Genomic DNA, 23592 nt, shown 5'->3' on the forward strand with positions numbered 1-23592 from the left:
ACCGGCCTTCATCAACACCACCGTAGCAAACTCGGCGAGCAGACGTTGCAAGGCGGCAGCATCAGTCTCGTAGCTGGCCGGCAGCACAATCAGCCGCTCATCGGCCATAGCGAGCGGCACGCCAGCGGCGGCGGCAGCGGCAGCAAATGAGGTGACGCCGGGAATAACTTTGACCAGCAGCGCAGGCGCGCGCACGCGCAACTCGCGCCACAGGTAGAAAAAGGTACCATAGAGCAGCGGATCGCCGAGCAAGAGGTAGACACCGCGCCGATCAGCGCCGAGAGTCGCGGCCATTACTTCAGCGGCGGCTCGCCATGCAGGACGCAGTTGGCCAGAATCGCGTGTCATTGGCAGCGGCAACGTCACCACCGCTTGGCGGGATGGATCGATCCACGGCGTCGCGATGCGGAGGGCAATACTCGCATCGCCGTCACGGCTTTGGGGCGCGAAGATGACATCAGCGGTCTGCAAGGCGCGCAGGCCTTTGAGCGTGATCAATTCGGGGTCGCCGGGGCCAAGCCCGACCGCAGTGAGTTCAGCATTCATACCAATACCTAGCTGTAAGACGCGACGCAAGCAAAGGAGCAGAGTGTTTTAACGCAAAGGTGCGCAGAGCGCGAAGGGCGCAAAGATATTTTTGATTTTGCAACAAAAGTCATGTGATAACCATGGTCATCTAAATCTTGGCTACTTAGCATTTCTGTGTTTAGCAAATTATTCACAAAAACACGAATATGCACAACAAGTTCGAGATATGGTACAACCATACTGCGGCCAAACCACAAACAAATTTTGCGATCTTTGCGCCTTTGCGTTTGAAATCTGAGCGTTTTTGCGTTTGAACCATTAGCGTTTTTACTCACTTTGCGCCTTCAGCCATACCACGATAAACACCGGATTCAGCGCGGCGAAGCGCAGATCAGATTGGATCGGCGTGCCGCGGTTAACCTGAACTTGTACCATCCGCGCTGGAGGTAACAAGGCGAGTGTTTCAGCGAGATGGCCGGCAGTCACCAAATTAAGCACTAATCGACCACCGGGACGTAGTCGTTGCTGCGCTAGCATGATCAGCTCACGCAAATGACCACCGCTGCCACCGACGAAGATTGCGTCTGGATCGGGCCAATCAGCGCACGCTGCCGGCGCTTCGCCGTGGATTACCCGGACATTGGGAGCGGGGAAGCGATGCAGATTCACGTGAATATGTTCGATAAATTCAGCTCGCCGTTCAACCGCATAGACTTGTGCCAAAGGACAAGCACGGGCCGCTTCGATCGCCACCGCGCCACTGCCGGCCCCGATGTCCCACAACACTTCGCCGGGTTGCAAGGCTAGTTCGGCTAGACTGAGCAAGCGCACCTCGCGCTTGGTAATCTGTCCGGCCTCGGTGCTAAAGGCCTCGTCGGGCAAACCGGGAGGGATCGGACGCACAGGATGGTTGTTCCAGACCACCAGCACATTGAGCGGATCAAACGCGGCGGTGACGAGATCGGCAAGAGTCGCGCGTACTGTGCGCTGGCGTGGCCCGCCAAGCTGTTCACAGACCGCGCAACGGCTGGTGGGTTCCATACCGGCGGCGATTAACGTTTGCGCAATTATGGCTGGCGTCTGCTGGCGGTCGGTGAGAATAGCCACTTTGGATGCAGTCAACACTGCTGAAATGATAGCTGCTAATGGCCGGCCATGAGCACTGAGCAGCACAGCATCGTGCCACGGTTCAGCTAGCGCGGCAAAGGCGAGTTGGGCTGAGGTTGGCGCCGGCACAATCTCAAGCGCCGCTGGCGGAAACACCCGGCGCAAACTGGTGCCAATGCCGTACCAGAGCGGATCACCCGACGCCAGCACCACCGCCGTCTGGCCGGCTTCCCACGCCCGTTGCAACCGGGCCAACGCCGGCTCCACACTCGCTTCGACCACCAACCGCTCGGCGACCACTTCAGGAAATGCGGCCAGATGGCGCTTCCCACCTACCAGCAGATCGGCGCGGGCAATGCGTTGCAGAAGATTAGCCGGCAAACCATCTGCACCGGCATCGGTCAAACCTACCACCAGAATTGGTGTTCGCCGGCTCATAGTTCGTCCTCCACCGCTGTATCATCTTCAGGCAACGGATCAGTGGGTAGCCGCTCGATCAACGGCGGCGGCAGAGGCGATGGATGCAGGTGATCGGCAGCAACGGCGGCGGCGCGAGCTAGCACCGTGCCATCAAAATCGACCAGAATGGTCTCGAAATCCATCGTCCCGCCTTGGGCGGCAATGAAGCGCAGACACTGCTCAAGGGCTAAATCAACGATCCGCTGCAATGGCGCTTGCAGGCCATACTGCTGGCACAACTCGAGAAAATAGCGGCCAGTATGAGCCTGCTCCACCGCCTGCACCAACGCATCCGGCGCACCTACCTCACGGCAGACCTGCGCCAGAAAGGCGAAATCGACCTGATTACCAGCGACGTGAGTCTGCATATAGCCCTGCGCCGTCTTGATCATCTTGCCGATCATGCCCACAAACACGGCTGACGGCACCCCGTGCTCAACACACGTCTTCAACGCATCGCCGGTAAAAACGCTCAATTCAACAAAGGCGATCTCCGGCAGATCGGGAAAGATGCGCATCGCAAACTTCTCAGAACGGGCGCCGGTGCAAAGGATCATCTTCTGCACGCCATTGCGGGCTGCCATTTCGACCGCTTGGATCACGCTGGCCCGCCACGCGGCGGTGCTGTAGGGAAAGACCTTACCGGTAGTGCCGAGAATGCTGATCCCGCCAAGAATGCCAAGGCGCGGGTTGAGCGTCTTTTGCGCGATCTGCTCACCGCCGGGAACGCTGATGATCACCTCGATCCCGGCCTGTTCGAGAAACGTCTCGCCGCCGGGAGCGTATTCGCGTACCGCATCGATCACGTTGGCGGTAATTTGCTGGCGCGGCACCGGATTGATCGCCGGCCCGCCGATCGGCAGGCCCAAACCGGGCAGCGTCACCCGCCCCACCCCCTCGCCACCTTCAAGATGGATGCCCGGCGTATCAATTATCCGCACCAATGCACAGATTAACGCACCGTGTGTTACATCGGGGTCATCACCGGCATCTTTACGCATACAACAGTAGGCGCCTTCGGCATCGAGACGAGTAATGGTCGGTGTCATTGTGGCGGTTTCGCCAATCGGCAAGGTGATCGTCACCTGCGCCGGCCACTGCCCGCTGAAGAGAGCGATCGTCGCTGCCTTGGCCGCAGCCGCAGCGTTGCTGCCGGTGGTATAGCCGGTACGCGAACCGCGTTTGTTGCGAGGAGGAACCATATCAGCCATAGGTTACTCTATTTCAACACCCTAGACGCAAAGCGAGCAAAGACGCAAGGGGTTCAAACGCAAAAGTGCGAAGACGCGAAGTTTTTTACGGGTGGCGATAACGCCGCTTGTACCCTTGAACCAAACAAACCCTTTGCGTACTCTGCGCCTTTGTGGTAGAACCCTTCGCTCCCTTTGCATACTCTGTGCCTTTGCCCCTGTGCGCCTCCAAGCTACACTTCAGAGTTATCCTCGCCAGCCGCCAACCGCAGCAGCGCATTAACAATCGCCGCCGCCACCGGCGAACCGCCTTTGCGACCAACTGTCACGATCCACGGTACCTCAGAACGCGCCATCAGCGCCGCCTTACTCTCGACGGTGTTGACGAAGCCAACCGGCACGCCGATGATCAACGCCGGCTGCGCGCCATTATCGAGCAAATCAAGCAGCTCGAATAAAGCGGTCGGCGCATTGCCAACTGCGACAATCGCACCGGTAAGGTAGCCCTGATCGTGCGCCCACCGCAGTGCCGCAGCACTGCGAGTAAGCCCGGTCGCAACCGCGAGGTGGGTGACGTCCGGCAGGTCGTTGAAGCAATACACCGTGCCGCCGCAGCGGTGCAGCCGCCGCTGGTCAATGCCAACCCGTACCATCTGCACATCAGTAATGACCGCACAGCCGCGTTGCAGCGCAGCAACGCCGACTTCGATCGCACCGGAACTGGCTCTGGTAATCGTGGCGAACTCAAAGTCGGCGGTGGTGTGAATGATCCGCTCGATGACCGGCGCCAGCGGTTGCGGCAGTGTGATCCCGCCCTTGGTCAGCTCGGCACGAATAATCGCGAATGAGCGGGAGGCAATCTCGGCGCCAGCAACAGGCACGCGCTCATTCATAGGTTCGCTCCTCGGCGCAACTGTAAAGCGATCTGCGCCACCCGCCGGCCCAAAGCGCGCGCTTGCAGCAGATCGGCTTCGGTCAGGTCACCGACCGATGTCGCACCGTAATACGATCCTGCCTGCTCCATCAGCGGCGTCCACGGCAGCCCAACCACGATCATCCCGCTGCCAAGCATCCAGTGCAGCACTGAGAGCAGCGTAAACTCGGTGCCAGAATGGCGTCCGGCACTGCTAGTAAAGGCCGCGCCTACTTTGCCGGCTAAGCTTCCCTCTTCCCACAGATCGCCGGTGGTGTCGAGCCACCGCTTTAGCGTGCCCTTAATGCCCGTCCAGTTAGGCGTGCCGATAATGATCCCATCAGCTTCGAGCAGATCGGCTTTGGTGGCATGGTTGGGCTGACGCACCTTCACCTCGGCACCGGGAACGGTCGCTACACCGGCGGCGATGGCTTGGGCTAATTGGGCCACGTGATCACCCACATCGTGTAAGATAAAGATGCGGCACGTAACATCAGTCATTGGCGAATATGCTCCTTCCAGTAGTGGTAGGTCTTGGCGACGGCGGTCACGACATTCTTGATCTCGGCTGCGAGCCGGAACTGCGGCCCCGCCGGCAGCAGCAAGACCCGATCTTCACGCCGCACACTGACATTTTCCACGATAATTGCCCGCAACAGCCAGATCGCCATCTCTTCACTTTCGCAGACGAGGCCGATCCAACCGGGAGTAACATCGGTTTTAACCGGCAGATCGGTCACCATTGTCAACGCACGCGACAGTTCGGCGATCACGCGAGCGTAACCGGCAGGATCGGCCTGCACCGTAACCGGATCGACCGGCTCGAGCAGGGTGCCGCGGTGAGGCGGGCCACCGGCCAGCGCCAATTCGCAGAAAGGGTTATTGGGATCATCGCCACCCCACACCCGATTCCACGCTACTTGCCCATGCTCGTCGAACACCAGCGGCGCAGCGGTCATTGGCGCTGCGCTCACCGGACGGCCACTGCGGTAGCGTGGCGGCAAGATCGCCTCAAGTCCACGCGCCGGTGTCTCGCCGCGTAAGCCGTGCTCGTGATCGCTGGTTTGCGGACGGCCAAAATCGGCGCTAAAGCCGGGGAAGAGGCGACGGTACTTGCACACGTCGCAGTTGACCGCGACTTGGCCTTGCACCGCTTCGTGAAATCGCTGCTCGATAGCCGCGATCACCCCCTCGTGCAGACCAAGATGTTCGGTAAGCAAGAGATCGCGATCCGCGTACTTTCGCCGAGCGGCGTCAACCTGCTCCACAATCCGCTGCAAAATCCGTCCGGTAAAGAGGAGGTACGGAATAACTATCACGCGCCGCGCACCGAGTGCTATGCAGGCATCAATCGTTTCAGGCACACGCGGCGTTGTAATGCTGTAAAAGCCATACATGACACGTGCATAGCCACGCCCCTCCCACAGCAAGCGCGCCATCCGGGCTACGTCGGCATTGCTATCGGGATCACTACTACCACGACCGATGACGGCTAGTGCTGTCTCGGCGCGGGGTACCGGTGGGGCAGCCGCTTCAGCCGCGGCTAACCGGTCACCGAGGGCCTTGAGCAACGGATATTGGACGCCGAGCGGCGCACCATACTGGATGGTCAATTCTGACCAACGCGCACGCGCTTCACGCAGCGCAACCGGAATATCATTCTTCTGGTGGCCGGCAGCGCCAAGCAAGAGCGGCAAAGCGACAATGCGCTGATAACCGGCGCGAGCGCAAGCATCTATCGCTTGACCAATCGGCGGATCGGCCAATTCGAGAAAGCAGGGTTGGACAAAGACATCAAGCCGTTGTTGCACCAACGCGGCTAGTTGGCGGTATTCCTCTAAACCAGCAGTATCATCGGTACCATGACCAATCAGCAACAGCGCAGTAGCAGTCATTGTGGAGACCTCGATTCAGCGAAACGCGCGAACACCAAAGCGCCCAACAAACCGGCTGTTATCAGCGCCATAACCAACTGTCCCAACCGGCGTGCTTCGCCGATCATCGCGGCATTGGGCAGGCACTGGCCAGCGCCGAGCGCATAGTGATCGCGCTTGGTCAGAACGGTATCTAACGCGCCAGCCATTGCCGCCATTGGCCAGCCGGCGTTCGGCGAAGCGGTGCGGCGCGCGTCACGCCACGCCACCGCGAGCGCCGCCCTGCCGCGCCGGTTGGCAAGCTGCGCGGCCAGCGCAATCAGCAGGGCCGTCAACCGAGCCGGCGCCAGATTGAACACATCATCGCAACGGGCCACAACTTTCCCCAGATGTTCAAAACGCTCGGTGCGATAGCCCCACATCGCGTCGGCAGTGTTGGTGAAACGATAGATGACCATCGCCGGCAAACCACCGCTCAAGAATGCTAGCAGTGGCGCCACCACACTATCACTCAGATTCTCGGCCAGCGACTCGATCGCCGCACCGGCCACTTCAGGCGCGCTCAGATCATCGGTTGGCCGGCTCACTAAATGCCAACCGAGCAACCGGCGCGCTTCGGCTAGATCGCCAGCGGCTAAAGCCGCCTCCACCTCTGCCACTGCTCGATCAAGCCCGCGATAGGCCAACAATAACGACATTAGTACCCCTTGCGCCAGCCAATGACGCGGCGCAAGTGCACCAACGCCACCGAACGCCACCCAACCACCGGCTAGCCAAACCGCGCCCCATACCAATCGCGCCCCCGGCGAGGACGGCGCGAACTGTTCACCCCAGCGCAACCAGCGCCCCATTACCCCGACCGGATGCAGATGGTTGGGCGGATCGCCGAGGGCGGCATCTATGGCCAAGGCAGCTAACGCCGCTGCGGCGCGTTGTTGGATGAGGTTGGGTATAGGTGGCATAGATGATGTATCTATAGAATGCGTCAGTCAAACTGCCGCACTCCATCATATAGTTGCGACCAATTTCAAGAGATTCTCTGCGTCTTTGCGTTAACAACCCGTCCCTCCCCCAGCGGGAGAGGGGCAGAGGTGGGGGCCACCCCGCCAATTGCACCGATCCCTGACCGGCGACCCGCCACACCCTGATGCCCTACCATAACAAACTCCTACGCCCTTCACGCTCCTCTGCGTCTTCGCGTTAATCGCCCTCTGCGCCCTTAGCAGAGCCGGAGAGCCGTCTGGCGTTACGGCTCTTCCCACGCTTCCGGTGGCGCAATCAGTGCGCGCAACGCCGGATCGGCCCACACCTCCGCCGGTGGCGCAACCGCGACGATCCGGCCCTCGTGCAACACCACTACCAGATCGGCCCAGCGGCGAGCCAATACCAGATCATGGGTGGCCAGCACGACCGTTCCCCCTGCCACTACTAGTCGGTCAAACACGCGCACCACCTGTTGCCGCGCCCACAGATCGAGACCCGCCGTCACCTCATCAACCAGCAGGCACTGTGGACGCATCGCCAAGACGCCGGCCAGCGCCACCCGTGCCTTTTGCCCGCCGCTCAAGGCATGGGTGGGACGGTCGAGAAGATCGGTTACGTCACACAGCACTGCCGCTTCCTGCACCGCCTGCCGCGCTTCCTCGGCGCTCAGACCAAGATTGAGCGGGCCAAAGCTCATGTCTTGCCAAACGCTCGCGCTAAACAGTTGATCGTCTGGCGACTGCATCACCAACCCGACATGCTGGCGCAACCGACGGAGACCAGACCGCGAATAATCAACCGGCGCGCCATGTAGCCAGACCCGGCCCTGCTGTGGGCGAACGATACCGCTCGCCACGAGGAGCAGCGTGCTCTTCCCGGCACCGTTACGACCCAGTACAACGATACGCCGACCGGCAGAGATCGACAACGACACTGACTGCAAAGCTGGGGTTGGATGGCCCGGAAAGTGGTATGAAACTGCTTCCAGTGTGAGCACTGCGGTCATGTCCACCACCCCGCCACCACGAGACTGCCCCCGATCATCACGCCGATCAGCCAGAGCTGCCGGTCAACGGTATAGCTGAGCGGCAACACCCGCAGGTCGCCGGCAAAGCCGCGCGCCGTCAACGCCATCTCCAGCGCTTGGCTCCGCTGGTAGGCAACGATAAACAACCGGCTGCCCAGCAGCGCCGAGCTTCGCATCGTTGCGCGCCACGAAGCGTAACCTAACCGTGCCGTCTGCGCCGTGACCATCTGATCAAGCGTATCGAGCAAGACAAAGAGCGCGCGGTAGCTGAGCGCCATCAATTCGATCAACAACACCGGCGCGCGCAACCGGCGCAACAGCTCGATCAGATCAATCAGCGGCGTGGTCAGAATCAGACCATTGAGCGCCGCTGCCGAACCGAGCGCGCGGCCGAGCACGTGCAATGCCGTTTGCACCGATGCCCCGGTCGCACTCAGCCAGAGCGGCCCGAACGGGATCGCCAGCAGCGCCGCAGGCGGTGGTTCGCTCCCCACACTGACTGCGATTCCGATCACCGACAGCGCAAGAAAGACGCTTTCAGCCCCAATCACGGCGCCGACCACGCGCAGCGGTACCCGCGCATACCACACCATCACCGTCACCATCCATGCCAACGCCAACCACCCCACCAACGGTCGATCGAGGATCAGACAGAGCAGGATCGTCATACCGGCCAACGCAGCCTTGTGCAGCGGATCGACCGCGCGCAACCGATTGGCAAAGGCATACTGGTCAATGATGCGTAGCATGCCTCACCGATCACGTCGTTGCCGGCGACCATGCTGCCAGCCGAAGAAGTAGCCGATCATTCCCGCCCCTAACCCGGCTTGCACGGCAAACAACAGACTCTCGGTCTCGCTACCCGGTGGCTCAAATAACGGCGCAAACCACGGCTCGTAGTCAGGCGCAATCTCGCCAATGGCAACTTCAGCGGCGGCATCAGCCCCGCCAAACTCGCTGTCCCGGATGAGCAAGATGGGTGCAATCGCCAGCCCGATCACCACCAGCCACAACGCTACTACCACTGGCCAACGTAACGGTTTGGTTGTCATGATCGCACCCCCTTGATTGCAAGCGCCTGCAACTCGGCGGCAGCGTTGGTTTGCAACGCATGCATGATCAACACGGTCAGAATCCCTTCACTGATGGCGAGTGGAATCTGAGTCACGGCAAAGATCGCGCCAAACTTGGCGAAGGCAGCGAGGATGCCACCCGCCGGATCGGGAAAGGCCAGCGCCAGTTGCAACGAAGTGACGACGTAGGTTGAGAGATCGGCCAGCGCCGCCGCCAAAAAGACCACCAACCAGAACGGCGCCCGCCCAACCAACCCGCGCCAAATCAGCCACGCTACCCATGGCCCGACCACCGCCATACTAAACGCATTCGCGCCAAGCGTAGTCAAGCCGCCGTGGGCAATCAGCAGGGCTTGAAAGAGCAAGACTATCGAACCGAGCACACTCATCACCCACGGCCCAAACAGGATTGCACCCAGACCGGTGCCGGTCGGGTGGCTACTCGAACCGGTAACGCTCGGAAGTTTCAACGCGCTCAGCACAAAGGTAAAGGCGGCGGCGAAACCGAGCAGCAACCGTACCTCGGGTTTTTCGCGCACCATGCGCTGAAGCTGGCGAAACCCGATCACCCAAAACGGGATGGTGACCGCAAACCAAATTAATGCCCACAGCGGCGGCAAGAAGCCTTCCATAATATGCATCGCATACGCTGGCCGCGCTTCACCTACGATGAGCAGCGCTGCTCCAATGACGATCATGACCCAACGGTGCTTCATGCGTGGTTTCTCCCCATCATAGCAGTAGAATGACCATGCGCCGGTTGCCACGGGGCGCACCGCCCTGCGCCGCTACTGTTTTTCTGACACACCTGCCTCGGCAAATGTCGCCATCTCGTCGAGCACCTTGCACGCCGCCTGACAGATCGACATGGCTAACACTGCACCGGTGCCTTCACCGAGGCGCATATTGAGATCAAGTAACGGTTGTAAATCAAGATGCGAAAAGACAGCCGCGTGGCCTCGCTCCACCGAGCGGTGACCGGCGATCATATACGACGTAGCCGCGGGAGCTATCGTCGCCGCGATGAGTGCTGCCGAGCCGGCAATGAACCCATCGATCACCACCGGCACCCGCCGTGCCGCTGCGCCGAGGATCACACCCGCCAAGCCGCCGATCTCCAACCCGCCTACTTTTGCTAGCACGTCAAGTCCGTCGCGTGGATTGGGCCGGTGCAACGCCAGCGCCTGCTCGATCACGGCAATCTTGCGCGCCAAAGCAGTATCATCAATGCCGGTGCCGCGGCCAGTCACTTCTGCGGCGGGCCGCTCGGTGATCGCCGCTACTACCGCACTTGCCGCCGTTGTGTTGGCAATACCCATCTCACCGGTTGCAAGCAGGTCAACTCCATTGTCAATCGCCTCGTTGGCGCAGGTAATCCCGACTTCAATCGCTTGCCGGGCTAGCTCAAGACTCATTGCCGGCTCTTGACTGAAGTCGGCAGTGCCATAGGCCAGCTTGCGACTGACGAGTTCAGGATGCGACGGCAGATCGGCGGCAACGCCAATATCGACGACGATCACCTGCGCCCCTACGTGACGGGCAAGCACGTTAATCGCCGCACCACCCCGCAAAAAGTTAAGCACCATCTGCGGTGTCACTTCAGTAGGGAAGGCGCTGACCCCTTGACGGGCCACGCCATGATCGGCGGCCATGACGATAACCGCCGGCTTGGTGAGCCGTGGTCGCTCGCGCCCGGTTATGCCGGCAATCCGGATCGAGAGTTCTTCTAGCCGCCCCAATGAACCAGCCGGTTTGGTGAGGGTGTCTTGCCGACGACGTGCTGCCGCTGCTGCTTGATCATCGAGCGGGCCGATGTGGTTGATGGTGTCGGTCAAAAGGGTCATAGGTGTCTCCTGATACTATGAAAGTCGGATGCCCGATAGCTTTACGGATTGTTCGCCGAATACCTCATCAATAAGAGCTATCCACTAAAGGGAACGTAATCCTTCGCGCTGTTCTTCACCGTAAACCAACACTGCTGCGATAGCGGCTTGCGCCTCGGCGGATGGTTCACGCCACATACCGCGTCCGATTGCTTCGTTCAACCGTTCGGCAATTGCTTGCAACGCCCACGGATTAACCGCTTGCAGCCATTGTTGCACCTCAGGATCACGCACGTAATGTTCGGTTACTTGTTCGTACATCCAATCGGCCAACACCTGCGCGGTCGCATCGTAGCCGAAGAGATAATCAACAGTTGCGGCCAGTTCAAGGCCGCCTTTATAGCCGTGCCGGCGCATACTGGCAATCCATTTCGGATTAATTACTCGCGCTCGAAAAACGCGCCGCGCCTCTTCGCGCAGATCGCGAGTGCGGGGCCGCGCCGGATCGCTGCTGTCGCCGAAGTAACGAGCCGGGTTACGGCCGCTCAGTGCGCGAATGGCTGCGATCATGCCGCCGTGGAATTGGAAATAGTCGTCGCTGTCGAAGATGTCGTGTTCACGGGTGTCTTGATTTTTGGTGGCGACCTGCACCGTACTGAGCGCAGCGGCAAAGGCGGTCTCTGCCGGTACGCCTTGCTCGGTTGCGGTGTAGGCATACCCGCCCCACTTCAAGTACACCCGCGCCAGATCGGTTTCATCGCTCCAGTTTTGGCCGTCAATCAACTGGAGCATACCGGCGCCGTAGCTTCCCGGCGGACTGCCGAAGATGCGGTAGCGCGCCTCTCGCTGGGCAGACTCAGCATCTGTGCCGCTCTCGACCAACGCCTGTTCGGTCATCAAGACGTGTTTGCGCGGGAAGTTCATCGTCAGCGGTTCGTCAAGCGCAATCACTGCCTGTACCGCTTGATCGATCAACTCGATAAGATGGGGAAAGGCGTCGCGGAAGAAACCGCTAATCCGGCAGACGACATCGATCCGCGGGCGACCAAGTTCAGCGAGCGGGATAATATCGAAGCCGATCACGCGCCGATTCTCACGTTGCCAGCGCGGGCGCACGCCAAGCAGGGCTAATACCTGCGCCACGTCGTCACCGGCAGTGCGGATGAGGCTGGTGCCCCAGATGCTGATGCCGACACTTTCAGGGATGGCGCCGTATTCGCGCTGGTAGCGCTGGATCAGGTCGCGCGCCAGCCCTTGGCCGGTCTCCCACGCGGCGAGGCTTGGCACGCTGCGCGGATCAAGGCTGTAGAAGTTGCGTCCGGTCGGCAGAACGTGGGCCATGCCCCGCGTCGGCGCGCCGCTCGGCCCCGGCGGTACGAACCGACCACCAAGCGCGGCCAGCAGATGTACGATTTCGTCAGTTGCGCTCTGGCGTAAGCGCGGTACGATCCATTCGCAGGCGTAGCGCAGCGCCGCAGCAACCGGCTCGTGATCTCTATGTGCCGGCAAAGCATCTGTCAGCACACCAGCAACTGCCGCTGTCTCCCAACCAGCATCATTGAGCCGGCTCAATATTTGCCGGCAAAGATTCTCAAGAGCCGCGATGCAATCGGCATTGGTTGCCCACTGCTCGTCACCGAACCGCCGTCGGCCCGGCTGTTCCTGCAAGGTGCGCCAGTCTTCTCCCAACGCCGCCGCGACCGTTGCCGGCAAGCTCGGCGCGTGCAGGTTGGGCAAACGCAGCAGGTGGTACACCAGATCGACCAACTGCGCGCCAACGGGTACCGTGCCGAGAATGTGCAGACCATCGCGGATCTGCGCGCCGGTCAGTTCGCACAAATAGCCTTCGATGTCTTCGAGTAGGTGAGCAACCTCACGCCCTTCTAACTCGGCCAACACGGTGGGCGTACCGTCTTCAAGCACACTCCCATCCCACTCGTGCTTGTGATCGCCGTGATCGGCCTGTAACACATAGCGCAGATCGTCAGCCAACTGGCTGCGTTGCAGCACCTCCCAAATCTGGCGCTGCAAGAGCGGCAGCTTGCTCGGATCGAGCCGTTCCATACGGTAGTATTCATCGACCAATTGGGCCAATTCGGCCAAATCGCCATATGCGCCTGCGTTGGTCATCGGCGGAGTGAGGTGATCGATGATTACCGCATGGGCGCGCCGCTTGGCTTGGGTACCTTCACCGGGATCGTTGATGATGAAGGGGTAGATCAAGGGCAGATCGGCAAGAAATGGATCGGGAAAGCAGGTAGCGCTCAACCCAACCCCTTTGCCGGGCAGCCATTCGAGCGTGCCGTGCTTACCGAGATGGATGATCGCATCGGCGCGCCATTCGTCGCGTAGCCAGCGATAGAGCGCGTAGTAGTTGTGCGGCGGCGGCAGGTCGGGCCGGTGGTAGATGGCATCGGGATCCATATCGTAACCGCGCGGCGGTTGCAGCGCTACAAACACGTTGCCGAATTCTAACCCGGCCAGCGCCAGCGCGCCGTTATGCACATACGCGCTTCCCGGCGGCGGCCCCCATTGGCGGGTCATAGCCGCTTGCACCTCCGCCGGCAGCTCGGCAAACCAGCGTTGGTAGGTAGCCACCGGAATCCGGTACGATTGGGCCAACTGCTCGGTAGTCAACCACGTCTCGTCATACGAGCAGCGTGCAATCAGATCGGCGATCAGCCGGTCGCCGTTTTCCGGCAAATCGCCGACCATATAGCCAGACTCGCGCAAGGCGGCAAACAGGCGCATCAGCGAGGCCGGTGCATCAAGGCCGACCGCATTGCCGATCCGCTGCGCTTTGGCGTTACTGTTAGTCAAGATGACCGCGATCCGCTTCTGCGCATTCGGGATGCACCGCAATTGCGTCAACCGCCAGACCATGCCGGCCAGCCGTTCGATCCGCTCTTGATCGGGCAATGAGCGCGCCGCCGACTCGCCCGCTTGGGCTTTAAACGCCACCGGTATGCCAATGATTCGGCCATCAAGTTCAGGCAAGGCCACATTCATCGCCGTATCGAGCGGCCCCAACCCGCGCCCGTCGCGCTGCCATACCTCGCGACTGGTACTGCTGATCAACGCCTGCACGACCGGCACATCGAGTTGCGCAAATGGATGCGGATCACTATCGCCAAGCGCAAAGCTGAGCGTCGAGACGATCACATCAACCGGCCCGGCTTGGCGCAACAGATCGAGCGCCACCGGCAGGCCCGCCGTATTCACCTCTTTGAGCGAATGGGTGTAGACTGCGCGCACGCGCAAGCCGTGCGCTTGCAAGCCAGCGATCAGCGCATCGACAAAGGCGGTATTGCCGCTGAGCAAATGGGCGCGGTAGAAGAGTAGGCCGGCTACCGGCGCGTCATCAGCCGCCAGCGCCGGTTGGGCCACCTTGCCGCGCCGACGTAGTTTGGGTGGGGTGTAGATACCGTGGAGCGGCAATTCGACCGGCGGATCGTAGCCCCACCCGCTCGCCAACAGGTAATCGCTCAGACACTGCAAGCCGTTGGCAAGATTGGCCGCGCCGCCAGCCTGAAAATAGGCGCTCGCCAGCATCGCCAACGGCACGCCAACTGTCGAACGTGCCATCAGATCAGGGTCAACCTGCTCGACTGCCGGCACACAGAGTAGGAAGCCGCCCGTCGCCGCCGCCCATTGTTGCAGCCGTTCGAGACCATAGGCGAATGCTGCCGGACTGTGCAGGCGCGCTACCACGATCGCAGCCGCAGGCAGATACTGTTCGAGCAAGCGGTCAATCGCCGCCGGTTCGGCCAACCGGCCCACGTGCGCCATCCGCACCGGCGCAAAGCCGTCGGGCAACAGGTCGAGCGCCTGCTCGAGCGCGAGCAAGTCAGTATCGGCTTGGCTCAGCACGAGAATGCCATCACCAACCACTGCCGGTAGTCGTTCGGCGATCGTGGTCGGCGCACTCACGCCATCCCAGCTAAAGCCGTTGAACAGGTGCGGCGCCAATGCCGACGGTGGCGGCAGCGGATGATCGGCTGCCAGTAGCTCCTCAATAAAATCGTACAGAATCGGGATAAGCGCCGGATCGTTCAGCGAATGAAACCAGTAGGGCCGCCCATCCATCAGCAAAAGGGCCACATTCGCCAGTGGGCATGGCCCAAGACAACCGCCTTGGCTCAGATGCACCCGATTGCGCAGCCGCCGCCGCTCCCATTCGCGATGGTACAGATCAGTAGGTACCGGCGCAAAGCCGCGCTCGGTGTGGCCACAGCAGCAGCCGGTCGCACAGATGATCAGCATCCCGCGCCGGGCACCGGCATTGACCATCCGCCCATCGAGGCGCTGCACCATATTGCGTTTGAGCGATTCGACCATGGTTCCTCGCTGCTAGTGCCAAATTTACCGCCAAGAACGCAAAGGACGCGGAGGGGCGCTTCATTGGTCACACGCACAACCGAACTTGCTATTCAACTTCATCAACCTCTGCGCTCTCCGCTTCCCCCTGCGGTAAAAAACTACCTCAGCAGTCAATGCTCGCAAACCCTCAATACTCAATCCCCGGCTGAGCGCGAATACCCTGATCACGGAACGGATGCTTTATTTCCTGCATTTCGGTGACCAGATCGGCATACTCAATCAACTCCGGCGGCGCATAGCGGCCAGTAATGATCAGATGAAGCATCGGCGGCTTATGCACCTTCAGCCACTCCACCACCTCAGTGGCCGGCACCCAGCCGTAGTGCATCACATAGGTAAACTCATCGAGCAAAAAGACATCGAAGTCGCCGCTGGCAATCTGCTGCTTGGCCAACTCCCAACCGTGCAACGCCCGCGCCTGCGTCTCATCGAGATTGCGGCTCGTCCACGTAAAGCCATCACCGAGCGGCGTCAGGGTAATCCCCATGCGCTCAAGCGCGCGCAACTCACCAAACTTAGCCTGTTCGTGTTTGATAAACTGCACACCACCGACACGCATATTGCGCCCCCACGCACGCAGCAGAATACCGAGGGCAGCAGTAGTTTTGCCTTTTCCATTGCCCGTATTGACGATCACCAACCCTTTAGGCTGATGACTAGCCCGCACTGCCTTGCGGCGCGCTTCAGCTTCAGGCGATGAACCCGGCTCAGTTGGTGTTGTGGGTGTATCTTCCATACGTTGCGCCTTTACAACTAAAACAAGAACCCCAGCCACTTGCACTGGCCGGGGTTATGAAACGATGACGCGCAGGTATGCGCCTCCCGTTCATCCTCCTTGGCACGAGAAGGGCTGAACGAACCATTACATCGCGGCAGGCGTCCTGGCTTCCGACCGATAACGGCCGGTTACAGTTGCGGCACAGCGCTGGACTTGCACCAGCTTCCACCTTTACGCCCTAGCATCCGGGCTAGCGGGACACCGCGATGGGTATGGAATTGCGTATGTGCAATAATGCGTCAATTATAACACAGAATCGCTGATGCACTATCAATCGCAATGCTGCGCAAGCTAGTCTCACTTCAAAAACAGATGGTACGCCGGATTATCGCTCTGCTCTTGGTACGGATAGCCTAACCGACTCAGCGAAGCGTAAAACCGGTCGAGGTCAGCATCAGGCACCTGAATCCCCGCCAGCACCCGGCCATGGGCGCTGCCGTGATTGCGGTAGTGGAACAGACTAATATTCCACGACGCATCGAGTGACTCGAGAAACTGGAGCAACGCCCCCGGACGTTCAGGAAACTCGAACGAAAAGAGCCGTTCATCGGTCGCTTCTGGCGCGCGCCCACCAACCATGTGGCGCAGATGAATAATTGCCAGCTCATCATTGGTCAGATCGAGCACTGTGTAGCCGGCATTCCGCAACCGCTCGGCCAACTCGTGACGCTGACGCGCATCGGTCAGTTGCACACCAACAAACACGTTCGCATCGGGACGAGGTGCATAACGATAGTTGAACTCGGTAATGTTGTGCGGCCCAATGGTACGACAAAACTGCTTAAACGAACCGGGGCGTTCGGGGATAGTGACGGCAAAGAGGGCTTCGCGTCGTTCGCCAATCTCGGCCCGCTCAGCGACATGGCGCAGGCGGTCGAAATTCATATTTGCGCCACAGGTCAACGCCACTGCCGGCAGATCGGTGCCGTACTCGGCAATGTACCGCTTCAGACCGGCGACTGCCAACGCCCCCGCCGGTTCCATAATCGCGCGCGTATCTTCAAACACATCCTTAATCGCGGCGCAGACCTCATCGGTCGTCACGCGGACAAAATCATCAACGTAGCGTTGCACAATCGCAAAGGTATGCTCGCCGACGCGCCGCACCGCCACGCCATCGACAAAGATGCCGACCTGATCGAGCGTCACCCGATAGCCAGCCCGCACGCTCTGATACATCGCATCGGAGTCGTCCGGCTCAACGGCAATAATTTCGATATTGGGGTTAATACTCTTGAGAAAGATCGCAATACCGGCGATCAAGCCGCCGCCCCCCACCGGCACAAAGACCCGGTAGCGTTCGGACCGCATCTGCTGCGAAATCTCAAGCCCAATCGTTCCCTGCCCGGCGATCACCAGCGGATCGTCATAGGGATGGATGAACGTCAGACCTAATTCCTTCTGCAAACGATAGGCATGGGCCTCGGCGTCACTGTAACTATCGCCGTAGAGCACCACCTCGGCGTTGCGGCGGCGGCACGCCGCAACCTTTATTTCAGGCGTGGTCACTGGCATCACGATGAGGGTGCGAATGCCCAGTTGCTGACCAGAATAGGCCACGCCTTGGGCATGATTCCCGGCAGAAGCGGTAATCACACCGCGCGCCTTCTCGTCGGGACTCAGATGCGCCATCCGATTATAAGCACCGCGCAGCTTAAACGAAAAGATTGGCAACAGATCTTCGCGCTTAAAGAAAATCTGCGCCCCCAGCCGCGCGCTGAGCAGCGGCGCCGGTTGCAGAGGCGTTTCTTGCACCACATCGTAGACCCGGCTGGTCAGAATCCGTTGCACATAGGTAAAATCAGGGTTCGGCATATGTAGAAAGCTCCTGTGCGCCGCAGACACGGTTGCGCCCTCGCTGCTTGGCCAGATAGAGCGCCCGATCGGCATCAGCAATGAGGGAAGACGGATCAGGATGAGAAACGGCTTGAAAGGTCGCAACACCGATGCTGAGCGTTAGCGTAATCTGTTGCTCATCAACTAGAAACGGCGTAGCCATCACCGTCTGGCACAAGCGTTCAGCCGCTAACAACGCCGCATGATACGGTGTTTCCGGTAAGATCAAACCAAACTCTTCGCCGCCATAACGCGCTAGGATATCGGTATCACGCAGTTGTTGCCGGCACCGGCGCGCCAATTCGCGCAAAATATGATCACCGGCCAGATGGCCGTAGGTATCGTTCACCTGCTTAAAATGATCAATATCAATCATCGCAATACTGACCGGGGTATGATACCGGCGCGAACGATCGATTTCGTGTTGTAAATGTTGCAGAAAATGGCGCCGGTTCACCAACTCGGTAAGCGTATCGGTCATCGCCAGCGTCTGCATATGGGCAAAGCGCAGAGCATTGTACAGCGCAACCGCCACCGTCGCCGCTAGCATCTCGAGTGCGCTCAAATCAGACATGGTATAGGCATCGAGGTGATCGTGCCACGCCAGCAATGCGCCAATAATCCGATCACCAACCACGAGCGGCGTCGCCAAGAGTGATTGATGATCCAGATCGCCTTCGATCTCAAGCGCGGGTTGCATCGCCGGTTCAGGCAGCGCGTGCGCCCCTGACAGCCGCAGCGAGACGCCGAAACGAAGCACGTAGCCAGCAATACCTTGCGTAAGCGGCAGTTGCAACCTTGGTTGGCGGCCAGCCGTCGTTACCAGATAGACATACTCGACCATCTGCTGGTCATTCAACAGCGCAATGGTAAAACCAGCATGGGAGATTAACCGGTTGACAGCGCGATGGATTGCCTGATAGAGTTGTTCGAGATCCAGCGTAGCACCAATCTCAATACTGGCTTGATAGAGGGTGTAGCGTTCATCGGCATTGCGAATGGCGCGCTGGTATAGGCGGGCGCTTTGCAAGGCAATCGCAGTCTGGTGGGCGATAGCTTGCAAGAGATCGCGATCGCTCTCGTGAAAGGGCTTGTTACGGAAACGATACACCGCCAAGATACCCAACGGCGTCTTGCCATGGATAATCGGTGTCGCCAGCAGCGAAGAAACCCCAATACGCACTAATTCCGGCAATGCCATTGGATGATTGGCGTAGTCTGGAATGAGGATCGACTTCCCATTCTCGATCATCTGCCACATCAACCCGCGCCGCGGCTCTTTAAAGGGCGTCACCAGATCAACCGGCAGATTCACGAGATGGCCGGACAACAACCGATCGTGATCCGGATCGTACACCGGCAGCGCGCCAGCATCAGCATCGAGGAGATCCATTGCAAAACGCACCACATGTTCCAGCACATGGTTCATCTCAAGTTTGCTGGACAGGGTGAGCGCCATTTCACCGAGCCGGTGATCAACCAGCGGCTCTGGCGCCGGTTGCCGGAACGTGATCAGCAGACCGAACGGTACTCCCGGCGCTTGCCACAAAAACTGGCGTTGTAGCGCATATTGCAACCCGTTTAGAAAGACATCCGCGCCATCGGCAGCCTGAACAAGATCAGGCAGCAACGGCTCAACATACGAAAGGAGTGGCAGCATCGCCTCACTTACAGCGAGCATCTGGCAGTTGGGCGACAAAAGGATAAATAGTTCAGATGTACCAGACAGATCAACCTTCATACCCGCCCACCGGCAGCGAGACTACGCCAAGATATCAGTCGCGACGCTGATCACGCGCTCAATGTGCGCCCGTTCGATACCATAGTGAGTGACAGCGCGGATGCTCGTATTGCTCATGCTTCCCATCAAGATGCCGTATGCACGCAGCGCCGCCAAAAATGCGTCTACGCTCAGGCGTGGATGAAAAAAGGTGAAGCGCACAATGTTGGTTTGCACTTTGCTGAGATCAATCTGGACTCCCGGCAACTCGGCCAGACCAGCGGCGAGCAACCGCGCATTGGCATGATCTTCTGCCAACCGATCTACCATCTCGGTGAGGGCCACGATGCCCGCCGCAGCAATCACACCCGCCTGCCGCATTCCGCCGCCGAGCATCTTGCGCACGCGGCGCACGCGGGCAATCACATCGGCTGGGCCGGCCACCAGCGAGCCAACTGGCGCGGCCAACCCTTTCGAAAGGCAAAACATCACTGTATCGACATGCGCCGTCAGCTCGGTGACCGGTACGCCCAACGCCACCGCCGCATTAAAGATACGCGCACCATCGAGATGCACCGGCAGGCCATGCGCGCGGGCCAGCGTATGCACCTGCGCCAGATACTCCGGCGCCAGCACCACGCCGCCACGGCGGTTATTGGTGTTTTCTAAACAGATGACGCCGGGCGGGGCAAAGTGATTATCGTCAATCGTAGTAGCCGCCTCATCCAACACTGCTAAATCGATCGTGCCATCATCCGCGGTCGGAAGCGGATGGTACACCAACCCGCCCAAGGCGCTGGCGCCGCCGGCTTCATAATGGTAGATATGGCTCTCGTTGCCAAGGATCACCCGCTGGCCGCGTTGGCAATAGGCCAACAGCGCCGCCAGATTGCCCATCGTCCCGCTGGTAACCAGCACTGCCGCCTCTTTGCCAACCCGCTCAGCAGCTAAACGCTCTAGCGCATTGACTGTCGGATCCTCGCCGTACACATCGTCACCCAGTGCTGCATTGGCCATCGCTGACCGCATCGCTGGGCTAGGCAGCGTCACCGTATCGCTGCGCAGATCGATCCGATCATCCGGCGCATCGGCAACAGGCAAAACATAGCCTTGCATATAAGAAGGTATCCTCCATGGCACATCATTTACATAGCATTGCCTCATTATATCACGCGGCTCGCCGATAATTTCGTAAAACAACACCGGTCGCACTGCACTGTACGCAATGGAATTGATAGGCTGAATCGTGCCGCGCACCGCCTTGGCCGACACAGCCGTGTGCGGCTAGGTAGTGGTGATTTCACAACTCATGTAAAAAATTGCCCCGGATATGCACCGTGACATGTTATTTCCTAGCGAATAATACCGCATTATAACGCTCAATTCGCCATTTTTAACCAAACGCAAAGATTTTGCACAAAGATTGTCTATATTCCATGTTGTTGACTCTCATGCTACAATTTGCTTGAACGTTCGTAGTTTTGATTCCGTACTACAATTCTCGTCTGATATTGCGTTCACCTTTATTCATTCGGCACGCGGTCATTCTTTGTGAACGTAGTTCCAAGTTTGGACTACCTGCGAGCTAGAGGAGAACGACGTGCTAGAGATCTCACAGCACAAAGCTCAACTGCGCGACTACTTCAACGGTTTGGGCTTTGAACGCTGGTCAGCCATCTACGGCAACGCTCCGCTGTCCCTCGTCCGGCAAAGTATTCGCGAAGGCCACAACCGCATGCTGGCGGTTGCCGATGCGTGGCTTGCCGATCAACCGCCCCCAACCACGGCGCTTGATGTCGGTTGCGGCGTTGGTCTGTTCAGTCTCATGTTAGCCCGCCGTGGCTACCGAGTGCGCGCCGCCGATATTGCGCCGCAAATGGTTGCTGCTACCCAGCAGGCCGCCGCCGAAGCCGGCTTGGCAGATCGCATTGAGTGCATCGAAGCCGATATCGAGTCACTACGCGAACCGGCGCAGGTGGTGGCTTGTTTCGATGTCTTGATTCATTACCCACAACCGGCCTTCGGCCAACTCTGCACCCATCTCGCTAACCTCACCGAGCAGACTTTGCTGCTAACATACGCACCATACAGCTCGTTGCTCGCTACCCTGCACCGGATCGGCGGCTGGTTCCCGCACAGCCAACGCCGCACTGAGATTCAGATGATTCGCGACCAAGAGGTCGTTAGCATTCTGACCCGCGCCGGATTGCGCGTGCGCCGCGTCCATCCGATCCGCAGCCGGTTCTATCACGTTACGTTGATCGAGGCCAATCGGGTCTAGTTTCATAAGGTTGTAGTTCAGAAACGCGACTACAGGAGCGAGACATGCGACGATTGCTAGCATTGGTGGCCCTTGGCGCAGCGGCGTTCGCGCTGCACAAGTGGTATAACCGCGAGGTGTTGCTCGAGGGGGAGGGGTTTGTTCGCTTGCAGAGCGAGCACGAGCATTTCCATTTCCACGTCGATCTGCCGCCCGGTATGGAGATTCAGCCCGGCGATACGCTCGAAATTATGCATTTGCCGCCGACTGAAGATGGTCGCACCAACGGTGAGATCTGCTACCGCAGCCCGATCCGGCTGTATAAGGCAAGCTGGCTGCGCCGCTTTCTGACCAAGAAGAGTAGCCTCGTCGAGATCAACGAGCTGGTCGAGCATCCGTAAGGTTGGGGTTGGGCGCAACGCCCGTAGTAAGGAAATTTCGACAGATCGCAAAGGAGCGGAGCATGTTTTGGATCAATCCGTTGATGATGGAAATGCCCGGTGAGTTTAGCCGTACCACTCGCCACGCCCTCAAAGAAGCTATTCTCTCGCCTCGCTTTTACACCACCGATTTTAAGGCTATTGATAAGCTAGAAATCGACCGTAATGGCATGCGCGACGAGTTCGATTGGATTCGCGACGAGTTTGCCTACGACTACAACCGTACCCACTTCCGCCGCACCGATGAGTTTTTGCAGAACTTTGATGATATGCCCGAGCGCGATGCGTTTATTGACTTTCTCGAGCGCTCATGCACCGCCGAGTTCAGCGGTTGTCTGCTCTATGCCGAGATGGTCAAGCATCTGCACGATCCGACCATGCGGGCAATTTTCAAGTATATGAGCCGCGATGAGGGTCGCCACGCCGGCTTCCTCAACCGCACGATGGCCGACTTGAATGTCGCTCTCGATCTGACCGTCTTGCAGAAGCGCAAGAAGTATACCTACTTCCAGCCGAAGTTTATCTTCTACTCGGTGTACCTCTCGGAGAAGATCGGCTATTCGCGCTATATCACTATCTATCGCCATCTGGAAAAGAATCCGCAATACTGCATTCACCCGATCTTCAAGTGGTTTGAGCAGTGGTGTAACGATGAGTATCGCCACGGCGAGTTCTTCGCTATGCTGATGCGCTCGCAGCCTGAGATGCTCGAAGGGGCGAACCGGCGCTGGATCCGCTTCTTCTTGCTCGCGGTCTATGCGACGATGTACCTCAACGATGCCCGCCGGGCTAATTTCTACGCCGCGCTGGGTCTGAATTGGCGCGACTACGACCAGAAGGTGATCCGGCTGTGTAATGATATTTCGACCCAAGTCTATCCTGAGACGATGAATCTTGATGATCCGCGCTTCTTTGGCTACATGGATAAGCTGGTCGAGTATGACCGCAAGCTGCGCGAACTGGAGGGACGCAACGATCCGGTGGCATTGGCTCAGTCGGCTCGCCTCAAGGCGGCGATTGCGCTGCGCCTGCTGGCGATTTATCGCCTGCCCACCCGCAAGACGACCGAGGCGATTCGCTGGAAGGGGTTGCCCGGCTTCCCCAATTACCCCGGCCCCAATCGGCCGCAGCGGGTGATGGCAGCCGATTAGGGTTACAGAGCGCCTCGGTCCGAACGAACTATTTCCAAGCTCCGGCGGC

General features: G+C 59.3%; 20 protein-coding genes and 1 riboswitch. Of the genes, 3 read left to right on the forward strand and 17 right to left on the reverse strand.

Annotated features, from left to right (window positions below; genetic code table 11):
• The 17 genes from cobI to ltaE form a co-directional block, all read right to left on the reverse strand.
• On the reverse strand, positions 1 to 546 hold a 546-nt coding region (cobI, locus tag Q1A59_RS12745), incomplete at its 3' end, for a precorrin-2 C(20)-methyltransferase (protein WP_299645086.1).
• Positions 547 to 855: 309 nt separating this feature from the next.
• Positions 856 to 2073, reverse strand: coding sequence for a precorrin-6y C5,15-methyltransferase (decarboxylating) subunit CbiE (gene cbiE, locus Q1A59_RS12750; protein ID WP_298406431.1), 1218 nt, complete (start codon positions 2071 to 2073; stop codon positions 856 to 858).
• Positions 2070 to 3305 (reverse strand): cobalt-precorrin-5B (C(1))-methyltransferase, encoded by a 1236-nt coding sequence (locus Q1A59_RS12755; protein WP_298406429.1) that lies wholly within the window; start codon positions 3303 to 3305, stop codon positions 2070 to 2072. The genes cbiE and Q1A59_RS12755 overlap by 4 nt, the downstream gene beginning before the upstream one ends.
• A gap of 212 nt (positions 3306 to 3517) precedes the next feature.
• Positions 3518 to 4177 (reverse strand): precorrin-8X methylmutase, encoded by a 660-nt coding sequence (locus Q1A59_RS12760; protein ID WP_298406427.1) that lies wholly within the window; start codon positions 4175 to 4177, stop codon positions 3518 to 3520.
• A complete protein-coding gene (locus Q1A59_RS12765; protein WP_298406425.1) occupies positions 4174 to 4698 on the reverse strand; it encodes an NAD(P)H-dependent oxidoreductase in 525 nt (174 codons plus the stop codon). Before Q1A59_RS12765 ends, Q1A59_RS12760 begins: the two co-directional genes overlap by 4 nt.
• A complete protein-coding gene (locus Q1A59_RS12770) occupies positions 4695 to 6092 on the reverse strand; it encodes a sirohydrochlorin chelatase (RefSeq protein WP_298406424.1) in 1398 nt (465 codons plus the stop codon). The genes Q1A59_RS12765 and Q1A59_RS12770 overlap by 4 nt, the downstream gene beginning before the upstream one ends.
• Positions 6089 to 7033 carry an adenosylcobinamide-phosphate synthase CbiB gene (cbiB, locus tag Q1A59_RS12775; RefSeq protein ID WP_298406423.1) on the reverse strand — a complete coding sequence of 315 codons (945 nt, stop codon included), beginning with the start codon at positions 7031 to 7033 and terminating at the stop codon, positions 6089 to 6091. Before cbiB ends, Q1A59_RS12770 begins: the two co-directional genes overlap by 4 nt.
• Positions 7034 to 7317: 284 nt before the next feature.
• On the reverse strand, positions 7318 to 8061 hold the full coding sequence (locus Q1A59_RS12780; RefSeq protein WP_298490536.1) for an energy-coupling factor ABC transporter ATP-binding protein: 744 nt from the start codon (positions 8059 to 8061) through the stop codon (positions 7318 to 7320).
• Positions 8058 to 8831: a cobalt ECF transporter T component CbiQ gene (gene cbiQ, locus Q1A59_RS12785; protein WP_298406420.1), complete on the reverse strand. Its 774-nt coding sequence runs from the start codon at positions 8829 to 8831 to the stop codon at positions 8058 to 8060. Before cbiQ ends, Q1A59_RS12780 begins: the two co-directional genes overlap by 4 nt.
• Positions 8832 to 8834: 3 nt before the next feature.
• Positions 8835 to 9134, reverse strand: a complete 300-nt coding sequence (locus Q1A59_RS12790; protein WP_298406417.1) for an energy-coupling factor ABC transporter substrate-binding protein — start codon at positions 9132 to 9134, stop codon at positions 8835 to 8837.
• Positions 9131 to 9871 (reverse strand): energy-coupling factor ABC transporter permease, encoded by a 741-nt coding sequence (locus Q1A59_RS12795; protein ID WP_298406415.1) that lies wholly within the window; start codon positions 9869 to 9871, stop codon positions 9131 to 9133. Before Q1A59_RS12795 ends, Q1A59_RS12790 begins: the two co-directional genes overlap by 4 nt.
• 72 nt (positions 9872 to 9943) lie before the next feature.
• Positions 9944 to 10999 (reverse strand): nicotinate-nucleotide--dimethylbenzimidazole phosphoribosyltransferase, encoded by a 1056-nt coding sequence (cobT, locus tag Q1A59_RS12800; RefSeq protein WP_298406414.1) that lies wholly within the window; start codon positions 10997 to 10999, stop codon positions 9944 to 9946.
• 84 nt (positions 11000 to 11083) lie between these two features.
• Positions 11084 to 15316: a cobaltochelatase subunit CobN gene (gene cobN, locus Q1A59_RS12805; RefSeq protein WP_298406413.1), complete on the reverse strand. Its 4233-nt coding sequence runs from the start codon at positions 15314 to 15316 to the stop codon at positions 11084 to 11086.
• 169 nt (positions 15317 to 15485) lie between these two features.
• The gene (gene cobO, locus Q1A59_RS12810) at positions 15486 to 16094 is read right to left on the reverse strand and encodes a cob(I)yrinic acid a,c-diamide adenosyltransferase (protein ID WP_298406411.1); all 609 of its coding nucleotides are present in this window, start codon (positions 16092 to 16094) and stop codon (positions 15486 to 15488) included.
• A gap of 117 nt (positions 16095 to 16211) precedes the next feature.
• Positions 16212 to 16357: riboswitch (cobalamin riboswitch) on the reverse strand.
• 76 nt (positions 16358 to 16433) lie between these two features.
• On the reverse strand, positions 16434 to 17951 hold the full coding sequence (gene ilvA, locus Q1A59_RS12815) for a threonine ammonia-lyase, biosynthetic (protein WP_298406409.1): 1518 nt from the start codon (positions 17949 to 17951) through the stop codon (positions 16434 to 16436).
• Positions 17938 to 19713: a sensor domain-containing diguanylate cyclase gene (locus Q1A59_RS12820; RefSeq protein WP_298406407.1), complete on the reverse strand. Its 1776-nt coding sequence runs from the start codon at positions 19711 to 19713 to the stop codon at positions 17938 to 17940. Before Q1A59_RS12820 ends, ilvA begins: the two co-directional genes overlap by 14 nt.
• Positions 19714 to 19734: 21 nt before the next feature.
• Positions 19735 to 20808 (reverse strand): low-specificity L-threonine aldolase, encoded by a 1074-nt coding sequence (gene ltaE, locus Q1A59_RS12825; RefSeq protein ID WP_298406406.1) that lies wholly within the window; start codon positions 20806 to 20808, stop codon positions 19735 to 19737.
• A gap of 484 nt (positions 20809 to 21292) precedes the next feature.
• Here ltaE and bchM point away from each other — a divergent pair, with 484 nt between their 5' ends.
• From bchM to acsF, 3 genes are all read left to right on the forward strand, one after another.
• Positions 21293 to 21973 (forward strand): magnesium protoporphyrin IX methyltransferase, encoded by a 681-nt coding sequence (gene bchM / locus Q1A59_RS12830; protein ID WP_298406403.1) that lies wholly within the window; start codon positions 21293 to 21295, stop codon positions 21971 to 21973.
• A gap of 44 nt (positions 21974 to 22017) precedes the next feature.
• Positions 22018 to 22353, forward strand: coding sequence for a hypothetical protein (locus Q1A59_RS12835; protein ID WP_066789123.1), 336 nt, complete (start codon positions 22018 to 22020; stop codon positions 22351 to 22353).
• A gap of 62 nt (positions 22354 to 22415) precedes the next feature.
• Positions 22416 to 23543 (forward strand): magnesium-protoporphyrin IX monomethyl ester (oxidative) cyclase, encoded by a 1128-nt coding sequence (gene acsF / locus Q1A59_RS12840; protein WP_298406399.1) that lies wholly within the window; start codon positions 22416 to 22418, stop codon positions 23541 to 23543.
• Positions 23544 to 23592 lie beyond the last annotated feature (49 nt).

It is taken from the genome of uncultured Chloroflexus sp., assembly GCF_937951745.1.
GTDB lineage: Bacteria > Chloroflexota > Chloroflexia > Chloroflexales > Chloroflexaceae > Chloroflexus.